The organism is Georgenia satyanarayanai (assembly GCF_023715365.1).
In the GTDB taxonomy this organism is placed as follows: Bacteria; Actinomycetota; Actinomycetes; order Actinomycetales; family Actinomycetaceae; genus Oceanitalea; species Oceanitalea satyanarayanai_B.
In genome coordinates this window covers 124,681-140,873 of sequence record NZ_JAMBNZ010000006.1, presented here as the reverse complement: position 1 = coordinate 140,873, position 16,193 = coordinate 124,681, and the positions used below count along the sequence as shown (strand labels likewise).

At 72.5% G+C, this 16,193-nt stretch carries 17 protein-coding genes; 7 read left to right on the top strand and 10 right to left on the bottom strand.

Annotation, left to right across the window (positions count from 1 at the left end; all coding sequences use genetic code 11):
* Positions 1-34 precede the first annotated feature (34 nt).
* The 3 genes from M3148_RS09645 to M3148_RS09635 all read left to right on the top strand — a co-directional run bounded on the left by M3148_RS09645 (position 35) and on the right by M3148_RS09635 (position 2,692).
* Positions 35-1,252, top strand: coding sequence for an MFS transporter (locus tag M3148_RS09645; protein ID WP_251304475.1), 1,218 nt, complete (start codon positions 35-37; stop codon positions 1,250-1,252).
* Positions 1,253-1,322: 70 nt separating this feature from the next.
* Positions 1,323-1,556, top strand: a complete 234-nt coding sequence (locus M3148_RS09640; protein WP_251304473.1) for a DUF6458 family protein — start codon at positions 1,323-1,325, stop codon at positions 1,554-1,556.
* Positions 1,557-1,621: 65 nt separating this feature from the next.
* On the top strand, positions 1,622-2,692 hold the full coding sequence (locus M3148_RS09635) for an App1 family protein (RefSeq protein WP_251304472.1): 1,071 nt from the start codon (positions 1,622-1,624) through the stop codon (positions 2,690-2,692).
* Between the two features lie 76 nt (positions 2,693-2,768).
* Here the strand turns inward: M3148_RS09635 and M3148_RS09630 are convergent, their stop codons facing one another.
* On the bottom strand, positions 2,769-3,194 hold the full coding sequence (locus M3148_RS09630; RefSeq protein WP_251304471.1) for an ATP-binding cassette domain-containing protein: 426 nt from the start codon (positions 3,192-3,194) through the stop codon (positions 2,769-2,771).
* Between the two features lie 234 nt (positions 3,195-3,428).
* On the opposite strand from M3148_RS09630, the gene M3148_RS09625 reads away from it, so the two are divergent.
* A complete protein-coding gene (locus M3148_RS09625; RefSeq protein ID WP_251304470.1) occupies positions 3,429-3,974 on the top strand; it encodes an NADPH-dependent FMN reductase in 546 nt (181 codons plus the stop codon).
* Between the two features lie 57 nt (positions 3,975-4,031).
* Here M3148_RS09625 and M3148_RS09620 read toward each other — a convergent pair whose 3' ends face one another.
* The 7 genes from M3148_RS09620 to M3148_RS09590 all read right to left on the bottom strand — a co-directional run bounded on the left by M3148_RS09620 (position 4,032) and on the right by M3148_RS09590 (position 11,116).
* Positions 4,032-5,084, bottom strand: a complete 1,053-nt coding sequence (locus tag M3148_RS09620; RefSeq protein ID WP_251304469.1) for a LacI family DNA-binding transcriptional regulator — start codon at positions 5,082-5,084, stop codon at positions 4,032-4,034.
* Between the two features lie 19 nt (positions 5,085-5,103).
* Positions 5,104-6,204 (bottom strand): sugar kinase, encoded by a 1,101-nt coding sequence (locus M3148_RS09615; protein ID WP_251304468.1) that lies wholly within the window; start codon positions 6,202-6,204, stop codon positions 5,104-5,106.
* 37 nt (positions 6,205-6,241) lie between these two features.
* Positions 6,242-6,865: a bifunctional 4-hydroxy-2-oxoglutarate aldolase/2-dehydro-3-deoxy-phosphogluconate aldolase gene (gene eda / locus M3148_RS09610; RefSeq protein WP_251304466.1), complete on the bottom strand. Its 624-nt coding sequence runs from the start codon at positions 6,863-6,865 to the stop codon at positions 6,242-6,244.
* 170 nt (positions 6,866-7,035) lie between these two features.
* On the bottom strand, positions 7,036-7,749 hold the full coding sequence (locus M3148_RS09605) for an Ig-like domain-containing protein (protein ID WP_251304465.1): 714 nt from the start codon (positions 7,747-7,749) through the stop codon (positions 7,036-7,038).
* A gap of 344 nt (positions 7,750-8,093) precedes the next feature.
* Complete coding sequence (locus M3148_RS09600; RefSeq protein WP_251304464.1) at positions 8,094-9,041, bottom strand: HNH endonuclease signature motif containing protein; 948 nt, start codon at positions 9,039-9,041, stop codon at positions 8,094-8,096.
* Positions 9,042-9,163: 122 nt separating this feature from the next.
* A complete protein-coding gene (locus tag M3148_RS09595; RefSeq protein ID WP_251304463.1) occupies positions 9,164-10,237 on the bottom strand; it encodes a VIT1/CCC1 transporter family protein in 1,074 nt (357 codons plus the stop codon).
* A 75-nt stretch (positions 10,238-10,312) separates the two neighbouring features.
* Entirely contained in the window at positions 10,313-11,116 is an 804-nt protein-coding gene (locus M3148_RS09590) for a Crp/Fnr family transcriptional regulator (protein ID WP_251304461.1), read from the bottom strand.
* Between the two features lie 192 nt (positions 11,117-11,308).
* Between M3148_RS09590 and M3148_RS09585 the strand changes: the two genes are divergently transcribed.
* The gene (locus tag M3148_RS09585) at positions 11,309-11,542 is read left to right on the top strand and encodes a heavy-metal-associated domain-containing protein (RefSeq protein WP_251304460.1); all 234 of its coding nucleotides are present in this window, start codon (positions 11,309-11,311) and stop codon (positions 11,540-11,542) included.
* A 64-nt stretch (positions 11,543-11,606) separates the two neighbouring features.
* Positions 11,607-13,580, top strand: a complete 1,974-nt coding sequence (locus M3148_RS09580; protein WP_251304459.1) for a heavy metal translocating P-type ATPase — start codon at positions 11,607-11,609, stop codon at positions 13,578-13,580.
* A gap of 18 nt (positions 13,581-13,598) precedes the next feature.
* On the opposite strand, the gene M3148_RS09575 is transcribed toward M3148_RS09580, so the two are convergent.
* Both M3148_RS09575 and M3148_RS09570 read right to left on the bottom strand, forming a co-directional pair.
* Complete coding sequence (locus M3148_RS09575) at positions 13,599-14,603, bottom strand: Gfo/Idh/MocA family protein (protein ID WP_251304553.1); 1,005 nt, start codon at positions 14,601-14,603, stop codon at positions 13,599-13,601.
* Positions 14,600-14,941, bottom strand: a complete 342-nt coding sequence (locus M3148_RS09570; RefSeq protein ID WP_251304458.1) for a YtxH domain-containing protein — start codon at positions 14,939-14,941, stop codon at positions 14,600-14,602. The genes M3148_RS09575 and M3148_RS09570 overlap by 4 nt, the downstream gene beginning before the upstream one ends.
* Before the next feature lie 90 nt (positions 14,942-15,031).
* On the opposite strand from M3148_RS09570, the gene trpS reads away from it, so the two are divergent.
* Positions 15,032-16,162 (top strand): tryptophan--tRNA ligase, encoded by a 1,131-nt coding sequence (trpS, locus tag M3148_RS09565; protein WP_251304457.1) that lies wholly within the window; start codon positions 15,032-15,034, stop codon positions 16,160-16,162.
* Positions 16,163-16,193: the final 31 nt, after the last annotated feature.

Below are 16,193 nucleotides of genomic sequence, written 5' to 3'. Positions count from 1 at the left end.
CCTCAGCACCCCGGCACGGTGGGAGAATGCCGGGGTGCTCAAGCCGTACCGCGACGTGCTGGCCCGGCCGGGTGCACTGCGCTTCACCCTGGCCGGGCTGATCGCCCGACTCCCCACGCCGATGGTCGGGCTCGGCATCGTCCTCATGGTCTCGGCGCTGTACGGCTCCTACGGCATGGCCGGGCGGGTGTCGGCCGTGTTCGTCGTCGTCCAGGCGGTCTGCTCACCGCAGCTGGCCAAGCTCGTCGACCGGTACGGGCAGGCGCGTGTCATGCGTCCCTCGCTCGCCGTCGCGTGCGTCGGACTCACGGCGCTCGTCGTGGCCGCCGTCCAGCACGCTCCCGAGGCCGTGCTCTACCTGGCCGCCGGGGTGAGCGGCGCGACGATGGGGTCGATCGGCGCGCTCGTGCGCGCACGTTGGAGCGGCATCCTCACCACGCCGGCCGAGATGCACACCGCGTACTCCCTCGAGTCGGCCCTGGACGAGCTCACCTTCATCGGCGGCCCGGTCATCGCCACCTTCCTCGCCACGGGCGTGACCCCCTGGTCGGCCCTCGTCGTGCCGATCGTCGCCGTGCTCGTCGGCGGGTACTGGTTCCTCTCCCAGCGGGAGACCGAGCCGCCGGCCACCGGCCGCCCTCCGCGCCGCACCGGTGAGCCGATGCTCAGCGGGGCGCTGCTCGTCCTCCTCGTCATCTTCCTCGCCACCGGGGTGGTCTTCGGCGGGATCGACGTCTCGGTCGTGGCCTTCACCGAGGAGCACGGCGCGCCCGCGACGGCCGGGCTCGTCCTCGCCGCCGTCGCGCTCGGGTCCCTCATCGCCGCGCTCACCTACGGCGCGCGGCCGTGGACGAGCCCGCTGTGGCTGCGGCTCAGCGGCGGCACGGCACTCCTCGCCGTGGGCACCGCCGCCCTGCTCGCGGCCGGGTCCATCCCGGTGCTCGCCGCCGTCGGCTTCCTCGCCGGCTTCGCGATCGCCCCGACGATCGTCAACGGCAACTCCTTCGTCCAGCTCATCGTCCCGCCCCGCCGGATGACCGAGGGCTTCACCTGGCTCAGCGCCGCCATCGGGATCGGGGTCTCCCTCGGTGCCTCGGTGTCCGGCTCGGTCATCGACCTGCACGGCGCGCGCGCCGGTTTCGCGGTGGTCGCGGCGGCGGCAGCGGCCGCGCTCCTCGTGTCCCTGGTGGCGGTCCCGGCGCTGCGGCGGGCCGGCGAGCGCCGTCCCACCCTGGACGACGCCACCGCCTGACCGCCGGCTCGGGGTGCGGCGGCAGTGGAGTCCCGCCACACTCGGGGCACCTCTAACGGAAGGATGAGTCATGGGAATCGGTGGAGGGATCTTCCTCATCGTGGTCGGCGCGATCCTGGCCTTTGGGCTCAGCCCGGACACCTGGGAAGTCTTCAACATCCAGATCATCGGCTACATCCTCATGGCGGTCGGCGTGCTCGCCCTCGTGCTCGCCTTCGCCATGCAGCGTCAGCGCCGCAACACCAGCCACACCGCGTACGTCGAGCGACGGGACATCGGCGACCCCCCGCCGCCGGTCCGCTGACCTCCACACGGCCCGCGTCCCTCCCCGGGGCGCGGGCCGTCGCACGCTCGTCTACGGTCGTGACCATGGCCCGCCCCTCCCTCGCCTCCACCCTGGAGGACGGACTCAACCGTCGTCTCCTGCCCCTCCTGCGACGGCGCGGGTGGCGACCGACGACGATCACCTACACCGGGTACGGCAGCCCGGAGCGGCTGCGGGTGCTCGCCCGCGTGCTGCTCAAGGAGGACGACGGCGACGTCGCGGGCGCGGACGTCGGCGCCACCGAGGACGAGCTCGTCGAGGCGCAGGAGGCCGAGCGCGGGTGGCGCTCCTTCCTCACCACGCCCGTGTCGCACCTGCCCGTCGTCGTCGAGATCGCCGGGCGCGAGCACTCCGCGCGGGTGGACCGCGGCGGCTACCTCGACCTCCTCGTCCCCGACCACGGCCTGCCACCGGGGTGGCACGACATCACCGTGCGCGCCCGCGGCGCCCGGCCGACGACGGCGCGGGTGCTCGTCATCGGTGCCGAGACCCGCTTCGGTGTCATCAGCGACATCGACGACACCGTCATGGTCACCCGCGTGCCGCGCCCCCTCGTCGCCGCGTGGAACACCTTCGTCAGGCACACGAGCACCCGTCAGCCGGTGCCCGGGATGGCCGAGCTCTTCCGGCACGTCCAGGCGGCCCGGCCGGATGCGCCGGTGCTCTACCTGTCGACCGGCGCGTGGAACGTCGTGCCCGCCCTCGAACGCTTCTTCCGCCGCAGCGACCTGCCCGCCGGGCCGATGCTCATGACCGACTGGGGGCCGACGAACACCGGCTGGTTCCGCAGCGGCCAGGAGCACAAGCGCACGACGCTGCGGCGCCTGCTCATCGACTTCCCCGAGCTGAGCTGGCTGCTCGTGGGCGACGACGGGCAGCACGACCCGGAGATCTACGCCGAGCTCGCGCGCGAGCACCCCGACCGCGTCACCGCCGTCGCCATCCGCCAGCTCACGCCGACCGAGCACGTGCTCTCCCACGGCACCCCGCAGGCCCTGGACGGCGGGCGCGGGCAGCACGACGGCGGCCGGCTCACCGAGGGACACCGCGTCCCCTTCGTCGAGGCGGGCGACGGCGAGGCCCTGTGGGAGCAGCTCGCCCCGCACCTCACCTGACCTTCCCGCCCGCACCCCATAACGCCGAGAGCCGGATTCCTCATGGAGGAATCCGGCTCTCGGCGCACATGGGGGTCTATGCGGCGGGGCGTCCGCCGAGGTAGAGGTCGCTGAGCTTCGGGTCGGCGAGCAACTCGCGCGCCGGCCCGGTGGCGAAGACCCGCCCGAGGTCCAGGACGCAGCCGATGTCGGCCATCTCCAGCGCCCGGCGCGCGTTCTGCTCGACGAGCAGCACCGCGACCCCGGCCTTCCGCATGATGTCGACCTGCTCGAAGATCGTCGTCACGCGCTTGGGGTCCAGGCCCATCGACGGCTCGTCGAGGAGGACGACGTCGGGACGGATGACGAGCGCGCGGGCGAACTCGACCTGCTTCTGCTGGCCGCCCGAGAGCAGACCGGCCGTGTCCTTCCAGCGCTCCCCGACGAGCGGGAAGATCTCCTTGACGTACTCGCAGCGCTCCGGCAGGACCGACTGGTCCCCCAGGGAGTAGGCGCCGAGCATGATGTTCTCCTCGACCGTTATCTCCTTGAAGACGCTGTGCCCCTGGTGACGTGGGACAGGCCCCCACGCAGGAGCCGCTGCGGGCCCTGCCCGATGACGCGTGCCGGTGTGGCGGAAAGACTAGGGAATGGGCTTTCCATTTTGGTGAGCCGACAGCGGGCCGTCACCGCGTGACCTGCCCCACACATGCCGCGAGTAGGGAATAACGTTGAAGATTCATCTATTGACGGTGGCATGAGCACACAGAAGATCGGCATCATCGTCAGTTCCTCCCGCCCCACGCGTATCGGCGACAAGGTGGCCCAGTGGGTCGCCTCGCTCGCCCCGGAGGGCACCGAGGTCGACGTCATCGACCTGGCCGAGGTCGACCTGCCCTTCCTCGCCGAGCCGGAACAGCCGGCCACCGGCAACTACACCCTCGCCAGCACCGTCGCCTGGGCCGAGCGCGTCAGCGCCTACGACGGCCTCGTCATCACGGTCCCGGAGTACAACGCCGGCTACCCCGCGATCCTCAAGAACGCCATCGACTCCCTGCACGCGGAGTGGAACGGCCTGCCGGTCGGCGTCGTCGGCTACGGCTGGGGCGCTGCCGCCGGCGCCGCCCGCCAGCTCGGCGAGGTCCTCGACCGCGTCAAGGCCGTCACCCTCCCCGGCCCGGGCCTGAGCTTCGGCCAGGCCCTCACGCCCGAGGGCGAGATCCTCGAGGCGGCCCCGGCGGACGACGTCCGCGGCCTCTTCGAGCAGGTGCTCACAGCCGCCCAGCAGGCCGTCACGGTCTGACCAGCAGCTGATCCCGTCACGTGAGGCGGTGACCTCTAAGGGGTCACCGCCTTCGTGCTACCCGGGTCCGGGCGTGGACTCACGCAGGACGACCTCACCCGTCACCGTGACGACGTCGGGGGTGTCGCCGTCGCCCAGGGCCAGCGAGGTGGCCTTGCGACCGATCTCCACCATGTCGATCCGCACGGTGGTGAGCGTGGGGGTGACGTCGCGCAGCGCGAAGATGTCGTCGAAGCCGGCGAAGGCCATGTCACGGGGCAGGACCAGGCCCGCCTCGCGGGCCGCCGTCATCGCGCCGAGGGCCATGACGTCGTTGACGGCGAAGACGACCTCGACGTCGAGCTCGCGGCCCATGAGCTCGACCATCGCGTCGTGCCCACCGTCACGGACGAAGGGCGAGGGGATGATCGCCTCCTCGGCCACCGACGCACCGAGCTCGGCCAGCGCCTCGCAGAAGCCTCCGCGTCGCTCGGCGGCGGTGAGGTGCCGTTCGGGCCCGCCGAGGACGGCGAAGCGCCGGTAGCCCAGGCCGTGCAGCGCGCGGGCCAGTGCCGCGGACGCCCCGCGGTCGTCCACGTGCACCGCCTTGATGCCGAGGATCGGCTGGCCGACCATCGCCGCCGCTCCCCCGCGCTCCTGGTAGGCGGCCAGGGCCTCGCGCAGGCGCCGGTTCGCGTCGTCGTCGTCCTGTCGGCCACCGACGACGATGATCGACCGTGCCCGCAGGTTCTGCAGGGTCTGGATGAAGCCGACCTCGCGCTCGGCGTCGTACTGGGTGTTGGCCAGCGTGACGGCGAGGCCGGCGGTGTCGGCGGCCTCGGTGACACCGGCGGCGATCGTCGAGAAGAACGGGTCGGCGATGTCGTGGACGATCAAGCCGAGCGTCGCCGTCCGCCCGCGTGCCATTGCCTGCGCGTTGGCATTCGGGGAGTAGTGGAGCCGCTCGGCGGCGTCCAGGACGCGCTCACGCAGGTCGGCCCGCACGGAGCGGTTCGTGCTGCCGTTGATGGCGCGCGAGGCGGTGGCGAGCGAGACGCCGGCCTCACGGGCGACGTCGCTCAGCGTCGCCGCCCGTCCGTTGCCCGTGACGCCGGTGCGGCTGGGTGTCATCCAGGGCTCCTTGGTGCCGTCAGCGCTGCACTCGGGCGCTGCCGCCGGCAGCGAGCTTGACGATCTCGGCCTTGGTCACCATCGAGGTGTCACCCGGGGTCGTCATGGCCAGCGCTCCGTGCGCCGCTCCGTACTCTACTGCGGTGGCCACCGGCTCCCCGGTGAGCAGGCCGTAGATGAGGCCGGAGGCGAAGGAGTCCCCACCGCCCACGCGGTCGAGGATCTCCAGCCGCTCCCGGTGGGTGGCCTGGGCGAAGCCCTCGTCCTTGGACCAGGCGATCGCGCCCCAGTCGTTGATGGTCGCAGTGTGCACACTGCGCATCGTCGTGCCGATGACCTCGAAGTTCGGGTAGGCCGCTTGGACGTTCTCGATCATCGCGCGGAAGCTCGCCACGTCCAGGTCGGTGAGGTTCTCGTCCACGCCCTCGACCTCGAAGCCGAGGGAGGCGGTGAAGTCCTCCTCGTTGCCGATCATCACGTCGATGTGGTGCGCGATCTCCCGGTTGACCTCCTGCGCGCGCGCCTGCCCGCCGATGTCCTTCCACAGCGAGGGCCGGTAGTTCAGGTCGTAGGACACGACCGTGCCGTGCCGCTTCGCGGCCTGCACCGCCGCCAGCACCACCTCCGCAGAGGTGTCGGACAGGGCGGCGAAAATCCCACCGGTGTGCAACCACCGCACCCCGAGCTCACCGAACACGTGGTCCCAGTCCACGTCCTGCGGTCGCAGCCGGGAGGCGGCGGTGTGCCCGCGGTCGGACACGCCCACCGCGCCACGCACACCGAAGCCGCGCTCGGTGAAGTTCAGCCCGTTGCGCACGTTGCGCCCGATGCCGTCAGAGGGCACCCAGTGGATGAGGGAGGGGTCCACGCCGCCGGTGAGGATGAAGTCCTCCACCAACCGCCCCACCTCGTTGTCCACCAGCGCGGTCAGCACCCCGGCACGCAGCCCAAAGGCCCGCCGCAGGCCGCGTGCGACGTTGTACTCACCCCCGCCCTCCCACACACGGAAGCTGCGCGCGGTACGGATGCGCCCCTCGCCCGGGTCCAGACGCAGCATCACCTCACCCAACGACAGCACGTCATACCGGCACTCGGCGGCGTCACGGATCTGCAGACTCAACGGATTCTCCTTCGGATCGGGTCGGGGCCGACGACGGTCAGCGGGTCAGGGCGACGGCGTCGGCGACCATGGCGGCGACGTCATCGAAACGGCCGGCGGCGATCGCGTCGCGGGGCACCATCCAGCTGCCCCCGACCGCCGCGACCGCGGGCAGGGCCAGGTACTCGGCGAGGTTCGCCGGGCCGATGCCGCCGGTGGGCACGAAGTGCACGCCGCCGAACGGCGCCGACAGCGCCTTGATCGCCGCGGCGCCGCCGGAGGTCTCGGCGGGGAAGAACTTGACGGTCGTGATGCCCGCCTCGAGCGCCGCCTGGATCTCCGTGGCGGTGACGGCGCCCGGCAGGGCGAGCACGCCGCGCGCGGCGCAGCGCTCGACGACGGCACGGGAGAAGCCGGGAGACACGACGTAGCGGGCTCCGGCGTCGACGGCCTCGTCCACCTGGGCGGGCGTCAGCACCGTGCCGGCGCCGACGAGGATGCGACCGTCCTTGGCCATCTCCGCGATCGCCGCGGCCGCGGCCGCCGTCCGGAAGGTCACCTCGGCGACGGGCAGCCCGCCCTCGGCGAGCGCGCCGGCCAGCGGGCGGGCGTGGGCGGCGTCGTCGAGCACGACGACGGGCACGAGTCGGGCGGCAGCCAGCTGGTCGAGCGTCTCGGACATCGCCGGTCTCCTTCGTCTGCCGCGCGCGCGGCCGTCTCGTCACTGAGTCGCGGCCCCTCGGCCGCACTTGCCGTTGGACCGTAGCAGAAAGCGCTTCCCGCACAAAGGTGTCGGGCGGGACCGAGGCCTGCACCGTCGCGGTGCAGGGCCTCGGGTGTGACTGCGGGCGGTCAGCGACCCCAGAAGGTGGCGGTGTCCAGACGCGGCAGGTAGCCGTGGTCACCGCTGCACGTCGCCGTGAGCAGGGTCAGCCCCCGCACCGGCGGCAGTTGCACCTCGGCGCTGCCGTCCTCACCGACCGGCACCGTCCCGACGACGCGGAACCCGGCGGTCACCGTGACGGTGCCCGTGGGGGTCGGCGCGCCATCCCGTCCGGACACGTCGACGGTGACGTCCGGGGTGCTGCCCCGGGGGACTGTCGAGTCCACGTCGATGTCCACCCGCGAGAGCGCGGGGAGGACGACGTAGGTGGCGGCCCGGCTGGTCGACTCCGTGGAGCCGTCACTGCCCGGGAACACGGCCGTGAGGCGGTGTCCGCCCGCGGGCAGGTCCCGCGGCAGCACGACCGACGCCCGGCCGTCGGGCCCGAGCCCACCGGTGGCGACGACCTCGCCGTCGGCGTGGATCTCCACCGTGCCGGACGGCGTCCCGGACTCGGCGGCGACGGTGACTCGCGCCGTCGTCTCCGTGCCGTAGGTGGTGAGCTGCCGGGACAGGCTCAGCGACGTCGTCGTGGCGACGTCCTCCTGCGGCGCGGCCGAGACGGAGACGACGAGGTCGCGCATCCGTCCGGTGTTGTCGAAGGAGCCGAAGCCGATCTGGCCGGGGTCGAAGGTCGTGTCGGTCGCCGTCATGAGCGGGGTGTCGTGGCCGTCGACCCACACGGCGATCTCGCCGGTGCCGGCGCAGTGGACGACGCGGACGTCGTGCCACTCCTCGTCGGTGATGGCCGGGGGTGCTCCTATCGACCCGTCCCCAATGGTCGTCGATGCGCTCCCGGTCCCTGCCGTCCGTCTTGAAGATGCCGTTGTGCGCGTAGATCGTCCTGCGAGATGTGCGCGTAGTAGTACTCGGTGTCGGACTGCCAGCCCCGAGCCGGAGGCCGATGCGTCCTGCGAAAGAACGACGAATCGGGCGCTGCCTGCTGGGGACGCTGAGCCAGGTGGGCGCGATGTCAGCTCACGGGTGTGCCGAGGACCGGCCAGAAGACAGCGGTCACCAGCCCAAGTCAGCCTCCGGCTGCGAGGCGGTGCTCGACCCAGTGCTTGGCGAGCCAGTCGACCTGCTCGTCGCGGAGTCGAAGGCGCAACGGAGCGTCGTGCAACCGGGCGTACTGGGGAAAGGTGTGCAGCTCAGGGGCGACATCGGCGCGGAGCGCCGACGGCTCTACCGCGAGCGCCCCGTCGTCGAAGAGCCGGTGGATGTCCCGCCGGAGCATGAGTCCGCCGTGCTGGAAATGAGTACCGAGCTCGGCATAGCTGTACAGGTGTCCCGCCTCGAGGACGCGAGCGGGCGCCCCGCCCGTGAAGGCGCAGGAGCTGCCCTGGACTGCGAGGATCTGCTCGCGGAACTGGCGCTGTCCGCGACGAACACGCACGAGTGCCGTGGTGAACCCGTGGGACATCTCCACCTGCGGGCCGCTGAGGTGCTGACGGTCGATGTCCGCGCGGCTGTCCACCCTCCCTACGGCATGGGGTGCCCCAGCGGCGATGAGTGCCTCACCGAACGCCGCCCAGTCGAGCGGCCGCATCGCGTTGATGTCGCCCGGGTGCACGGCGAGTGATCGCACGGTTCGCTCATCGAGCACACCGTCGAGTGATGTCCACGCGGCGTCGTACCGCGCCCTGAACTCGTCGACCTCAACGACGTCCGTACTCGGCGTCTCGAACTGGTGGCGGCACTTCATGCACCGGTGCCGCGGCGTCGCTCTCTTCCGCACGCTGATGCGCGTCGTGCCACACGCCGGGCAGCGCTGGAGCACCTTTGTACCGCGCGAGATGTCGATCTCCTCGATCACCGAGACGCCGAGCAGTCGCTCCTTGTCCCACAGCGCGACGGGGTCTCCGACACTGAGCTTCTTGTGGTTGGGAACATTGCTGTCCCACGAGTAGTAGGCGTCGTACTGGTCGTCATACCCCGCGTTGCCACCGTGCCCGCGGTTGTCGCCGGCAGCCATGAGCAGCCATGCTCGTCGGGGCGCCGCACTGTCCACACCGTGAGCTTCGCACAGCGATCCGGCCGTCGTCGCGGAATGGTCAGGCGCGTGAGGCGTCGACCGCGAGAGCGCGGGCGTCGCCGTCAGCTCACCGTCGTGCCGAAGGCCAGTCCGAGGACGTAGGTGACCGCGGCCGCGCCGTAGCCGATGGCGAGCTGGCGCAGGGCACGCTTCAGCGGCGGCGCGCCGGAGAGCACGCCGACCACCGCGCCGGTGAGCAGCAGCGCGGCGCCCACGACGACGGCGGCGACGACGATCGCCATCGTCCCGGACAGGCCGAAGATCCACGGCAGCACGGGCAGCAGCGCACCGGAGGCGAAGAAGCAGAAGCTGGAGACGGCGGCGCTCACGCCCGTGCCGATCTCCTCGTAGTCCGGCTCGGCGTCCTCCCCGCGTCCCGGCCCGGTGGCCGACATGACCTCCCGGGCCTGCTCCTCGGCGGCGGCGGCGCTCATGCCGCGGGCACGGTAGACGAGCGCGAGCTCGTTGGCGTCGACGTCGAGGTGGGGGATGGCCTCCTGGGCGCGCGGGTCGGGGATGGAGGCCTCGAGCAGCTCGCGCTGCGACCGCACCGAGACGTACTCCCCCGCCGCCATCGACAGCGCTCCGGCGAGGAGGCCGGCGAGGCCGGTGAACAGGACCGTTTCCGACGCCACCCCCGTCGCCCCGATGCCCAGGACGAGGGCGAGGTTGGAGACGAGCCCGTCGTTGGCGCCGAAGACGCCGGCCCGGAACATCCCCGACATGCGGCTGCGGCCACGCGTGGCCAGCGACCGCACAACCTCCCCGTGGATCTGCTCGTCGGCCACCATCGCCGACGTCGCGTCGTCGTCGCCCGCGTAGGAGGAGCGTGCCTCGGCGCGCTGGGCGAGGGCGAGGACGAAGACGCCCCCGAAGCGGCGGGCGAGCCAGCCGAGCACCCGTGTACGCACGGCCCCACGCTTCGGGTGGCCGACGTGGTGCCCGAGCAGCTTGCGCCAGTGCTCCTCGTGGCGGCGCTCGGCCTCGGCGAGCTCGAGGAGGATCTCCCGCTCCTCGCCCTCGCGGCGGCGGGCGAGGTCGCGGTAGACGGCGGCCTCGGCGCGCTCGTCGGCGAGGTAGCGCCGCCAACGGCGCACCTGCGCACGGGTCGGCTCGGGACGGTTGGTCGGGCTCACGGCACAAGCGTCACAGGCTTCCGGCCCGTGGGGAAACGAGGCCCGCCTTCCCTGACGGCGGGTGTTCGGGTGCCCTCACACGCCGTCGGGCCGCGGAGTGTCACCCGCGGCCTCCGCCTCCAGACGGCGCCGGTCGAGCAGCGCGGTCCAGCGGCGTCCCGAGTCCACGACACCCGCCTTCTTCCACCGGCTCATCACCCGCGACACGGACTCAGGCGTCGAGCGCGCCAGCCCCGCGAGGTCAGCGCGGGAGAGCGGGACCTCGAGCATGACGGTTCCGTCGTCACGCTCCTCCCCGACCTTGTCGACCAGGCGCAGCAGGGCGGTCGCGACGCGCTGGGGGACGGTGTCCGTCGTCTGCCCGCCGATGTCGGAGTGCGCCCGGACCAGACGGGCCGCGACGTCGTCGAGCACCCGCAGGGCGACACCGGGGTGCTCGAGGAGCACCTCACGGAAGTCGTCCTGGTCGATACGGAGCGTGCAGGACCCGACGAGCGCCGTCGCCGTGTGCGAGTGGTACGGCTCCCCGAGCGTTCCCATCGCTCCGAAGAGCTCGCCCGGGACGAGGATGTCGGCCACCGTCTCCGTCCCGCCGGCGGTCACCTGGGAGAGCTTCACGCGCCCCTCCGCCACGACGTAGAGGGCGGTCGCCGGGTCCCCGGCCCGGTAGAGCGTGCGTCCCGCCGGCCAGGTGGTGGTCCGCATGCGCCGGTCGATGCGCTCGACGGCGTCCTCGCTCAGGCCCCGGAAGTACGGCGCCCGGGTCAGCACGTGCCTGCGCACCGGCCACGGACAGCGGTGCGGCAGCGTGACCTCGCGCAGCGGGATCATCCGCCGCCCGGGCTCGGTACGCACCGGTGCGGCGTCCTGGGACGACATGTCACTCCTCCCTCCGACCACTTCTCCACCTCGTGTGGTGTCTCCGGCCGCAGGCTATCGGGCGGTGAGCGCCCCGGCTCCGAGGTGACGATGCGGCTGATTGACCGCCGTCATGTTCTCGTCCGCCGGACCTTCCTACGTTGGGAGCACCGCGAGGGAGATGCCCTCACGGCGAGGAAAGGACCACACACCATGACCACCACCGCCGCCACCCGCTCCGTCTTCCGCGCCGAGGGCTTCAGCTGCCCGAGCTGTGTCGCCGCGATCGAGAAGCAGGTCGGGCGCCTGCCCGGCGTCGCCGGAGTGTCGGTGAAGTTCGCCTCCGGCCGCGTCGAGGTCGACCACCTCCCGGACGTCGTCACGACCGACGAGATCGTCACCGCGATCGGCAGGGCCGGCTACAAGGCCGCGCTGTCGGCCTTCTGACCCGTCCCCACCGACGGCCGGGCCCTGCGCCCGGCCTCCACCGCACGTCGCGAAAGGTACCGCCATGAATCCGACCAGCTGGACACGCGCCCCCTGGGCGGCCCCTGCCGCCGCGGGCGCGCTCATCACCGCCGCCGCCGTCGCCTCCTTCTCGGCCGGCGTCAACCCCTTCTCCAGCAGCCACGCAGGCGGCGGCACCTCGGCCGCGCTGACCGCCTCCCACGTGCTGATGGCCGCCGCGGCGGTGCTCGCCGGGCTGCCGATCCTCGTCAAGGCCGTGCGGGCGCTGCGCCACCGCACCATCGCCATCGACCTGCTCGTCACGGTCGCCGCGACCGGCGCGCTCGTCATCGGTGAGGTGTGGGAGGCCGCCGCAGTGACGTTCCTGTTCTCCGTCGGCCACGCGCTCGAGGCCCGCACCATGAACAGGACCCGCGCGGCCCTTGCCGAGCTCATCGCCGTCGCCCCGGACGTCGCGGTCGTGCTGCGTGACGGTGAGCAGGTCGAGGTGCCCTCGGTGCAGGTGGGGACGGGTGAGACCGTGCTCGTCAAGAACGGCGCGAAGGTGCCGGTCGACGGCGTCGTGACAGGAGGCGCCGCGGCACTCGTCGAGGCGTCGATCACCGGTGAGTCCGTGCCCGTGGAGAAGACCGAGGGCGACCGGGTGTTCGCGGGCACCGTCTCGAGCGGCGGCTTCCTCACGGTGCGCGCCACCGGCGTGGGCGCCGACACGACGCTGGCCCGCATCATCCACCGTGTCGAGGAGGCGCAGGACGCCAAGGCGCGGGCCCAGACCTTCCTCGAGCGGTTCTCCGCCTGGTACACGCCGGGGATCATCGTGCTGGCCCTGGCCGCCGCCCTGGTCACCGGTGACGTCGTCCTCGCCCTCACGCTCCTCGTCATCGGGTGCCCCGGAGCCCTGGTCATCTCGATCCCTGTGGCGATCGTCGCGGGCATCGGCCGGGGCGCGAGGGACGGCATTCTCATCAAGGGCGGGGAGCATCTCGAGGCGAGCGCCCGCATCGACACCGTCGCGCTCGACAAGACGGGCACCCTCACCGAGGGCCGGCCGCACCTGACCGACGTCGTGGTGCTGGCGGCGGGTCTTGGCCGGGCCGACGTCCTCGGCTGGGCCGCTCGCACCGAGGCGGGGTCCGAGCACCCGCTCGCTCGCCCGGTGATCGAGGCGGCCGCCGCCGAGGGCCTTCCCGTCAGCGGCCTTCCCGAGCACACCGTTCCCGTGCCGGGCAAGGGCATCGTCGCCACGCTCGACGGCCGCCGCGCCGCGGTCGGGAACCTGCCGCTCCTCCTCGCCGAGGGGATCACCGACGACGGCGGGGCCGCCGCCGAGGTCGACCGCCTCGCCGGTCTCGGACGCACCCCGATGGTCGTCGCGCTCGACGGCGAGGTCATCGGCGTCGTCGCGGTGGCCGACCGCGTGCGGACGGACGCACGGGAAATGATCACCCGCCTCCACGATGCCGGGGTCACCAGGGTCGTCATGCTCACCGGTGACAACCGCCGCGTCGCCGAGGCGGTGGCCGCCGAGGTCGGCGTGGTCGACGTCCGGGCCCAGCTGCTGCCCGAGGACAAGCTCACGGCCATCGAGGAGCTGCAGGCCGGCGGGCGGGTGGTCGCGATGATCGGCGACGGCGTGAACGACGCCCCGGCCCTGGCCACCGCGGACATCGGCATCGCGATGGGAGCCGCCGGCACGGGCGTCGCCGTCGAGACGGCCGACATCGCCCTCATGAGAGACGACCTGCTCAGGGTGCCGCAGGCCATCGGCCTCGCACGGCGGACCGTCTCCGTCATGCGTCAGAACATCGGCGTCGCGCTGGTGACGGTCGGCGCGCTCCTCGCGGGTGTGCTCACGGGTGGCGTGACCATGGCGGTGGGCATGCTCGTCCACCAGGCGTCCGTGCTCGCCGTCATCCTCAACGCGACGCGACTGCTCCGGCGCCGCGACGACGACGCGGGCTCGCCGGCCACGGTGAGCACCACGGGTGCCGCGACACCGCAGGTCCAGCCGGCCTGACCGGTCTAGGCCGGGCGCTCACCCGCTGCGGTGGACGCCCTCGACGAGCTCGACGACGGCGAGCGCGTCGCGGGGGTCCACCGGGAGCGGCGCCCCCTCGCGGAGCGCGGACGCCAGCAGTCCGTAGAAGTCCTGGTAGCGCCCGGGCTCGCTCGGCACCGGGCGGGACCCGTCGGCGGTGACGAGCCGCCCGTCTTCACCGCGGCCGTAGCCGGGGGCGGACGGGCGCATCCCGCCCGCCAGCTGCGCCTCCTGCACGTCACCCGCCACCATGACGAAGGTCGCGTCCGTGCCGACCACGCGCAGCCGCGGGCCGGGGTCCGCCGTCGTCGTGCTCACCCAGAGGTGGGAGCGGGCGCCGCCGGCGTGGGAGAGGGAGACGAAGGCGTCGTCGTCCGCCCCGCCGCGGACGCTGGCGAGCTCGGCGTGGACGTCGGTGACCGGCCCGAGGAGCGTGATCGCCTGGTCGACGAGGTGGGAGCCGAGGTCGAAGAGCACCCCGCCGCCCTCCCGCCACGTGGCGACGGCCTTCCACGCCTTGGTCTCGGCCGTCTTCCACCGCTCCAGGCGCGACTCCAGACGCCGGACCTCACCGAGCGCGCCCTCCGCGAGGAGCCGCCGGACCGTGAGGAACTCGCTGTCCCAGCGGCGGTTGTGGAAGACGGTGAGCGGGCGGCCGAGCCGATCAGCGCGGTCGAGGAGGGTGCGCGCCTGCGCCGGGTCAGGCCCCAGCGGTTTGTCGACGACGACGGCGCAGCCCGCGTCCAGCGCGGCCGTCGCGACCGGGACGTGCGTGGCAGGCGGGCTCGCCACGATGACGACGTCCGGCTGTGCCGCGAGCGCCTCGGCGAGGTCGGCGACGACGCGCGCCTGCGGGTGCAGGCGCGCGGCGTCGGCCGCCCGACCAGGGTCGGAGGTGACGACGACGTCGAGGCTGTACCGCGCGTCGTCGGCAATGAGCGGCCCGTGGAAGACCCGCCCCGCGTGGCCGAAGCCGACGAGGGCGGTGGAGAGGCGGGTCAGAGCTCGGGCTGGGGCGGGGTCGGGCGCATGGAGCCACCGACGCCGGTCTGCGAGGCGTCACCGTTGCTCGAACCCGAGGACCCGGAGGAGTCGGAGGACCCTGAGGACCCGCCCATCCGGCTCTTGACGGTGTCGGTGACCTTGTCGGTCACGGCGGAGGCCTTCTCCTTGGCCACCTCGCTGACCTTCTCCTCGACCTTGTTCACGCTGGACTGCACGCGCGGGTTGTCCCACACCTGCTGGCTCGCGGACTTGATCTTCTCGAACTGCTGCCGACCCGCCCGTGCACCGAGCACGTAGCCGAGACCGGCCCCGACGAAGAACGAGAGCTTGCCCATGAACGTCCACCTCCGAAAGTGATGTGTGGGGCACCACCCTATGGTCGGACCCGCCGCCGCGCGCGTTTCGGGGACGACTAGGATCGCCGGGTGAGTACCGAGCAGATCGCCACAAGTGACGCCGCCGTCTCGGACGCGCTGGCGGAGTCCACGTCCGACGCCTCTCTCGACCGCACCCGGGCCCGCTCCCAGGCGATCGAGGCGGAGATCGACGTCAACGCCTCGCGATTCCGCGTGCTGACCGGTGACCGGCCCACCGGCAACCTCCACCTGGGTCACTACTTCGGGACCCTGGCCAATCGGGTCTCGCTGCAGAACCGGGGCGTGCAGACATGGGTGCTCGTCGCGGACTACCAGGTCATCACCGACCGTGACGCGGTGGGGGAGATCCAGGACCGGGTGCTCTCGCTCGTCGCGGACTACCTGGCCATCGGCCTGGACCCCGCGCGCACGACGATCTTCACCCACTCCGCCGTGCCCGCGCTCAACCAGCTCATGCTGCCCTTCCTCTCCCTCGTCACCGACTCCGAGCTGCGCCGCAACCCCACGGTGAAGTCGGAGTACGAGGCCACCGGCGGGCGCCCGATGTCCGGGCTGCTCCTCACCTACCCGGTGCACCAGGCGGCCGACATCCTCTTCTGCAAGGCCAACCTCGTCCCGGTGGGCAAGGACCAGCTGCCCCACCTCGAGCAGACGCGGATCATCGCGCGCCGCTTCGACGAGCGCTACGGGCGCGCCGAGGCCGGCCGGCCGGTGTTCCCGCAGCCGGAGGCGCTGCTGTCCGCGGCGACGAACCTGCTCGGCACCGACGGGCAGAAGATGAGCAAGTCCAAGGGCAACACCATCGAGCTCGGGATGGACGCCGACACCACCGCCAAGCGGCTGAAGAAGGCCGTCACCGACGCCGACCGGCACATCACCTACGACCCGGCCGGGCGCCCGGAGATCTCCAACCTCGTCCTGCTCGCCGCGCTCGCCAGCGGCCGCGACCCGCACGAGGTCGCCGCGGAGATCGGCGACGGCGGTGGCGGCACCCTCAAGCGCGTGGCCACCGAGGCCGTCAACGAGCACTTCGCGCCCATCCGCGCCCGCCGCGCCGAGCTCGCGGCGGACCCGGGCTACCTGCGTCAGGTGCTCGACGAGGGCAACGAGCGCGCCAACGCCGTCGCCGAGTCCACGCTGGACGAGGTCCGCCGAGCCATGGGCATGATCTACACCTGAGCCACTCCGGGCCTCGAGGCTCGGCGCGCCC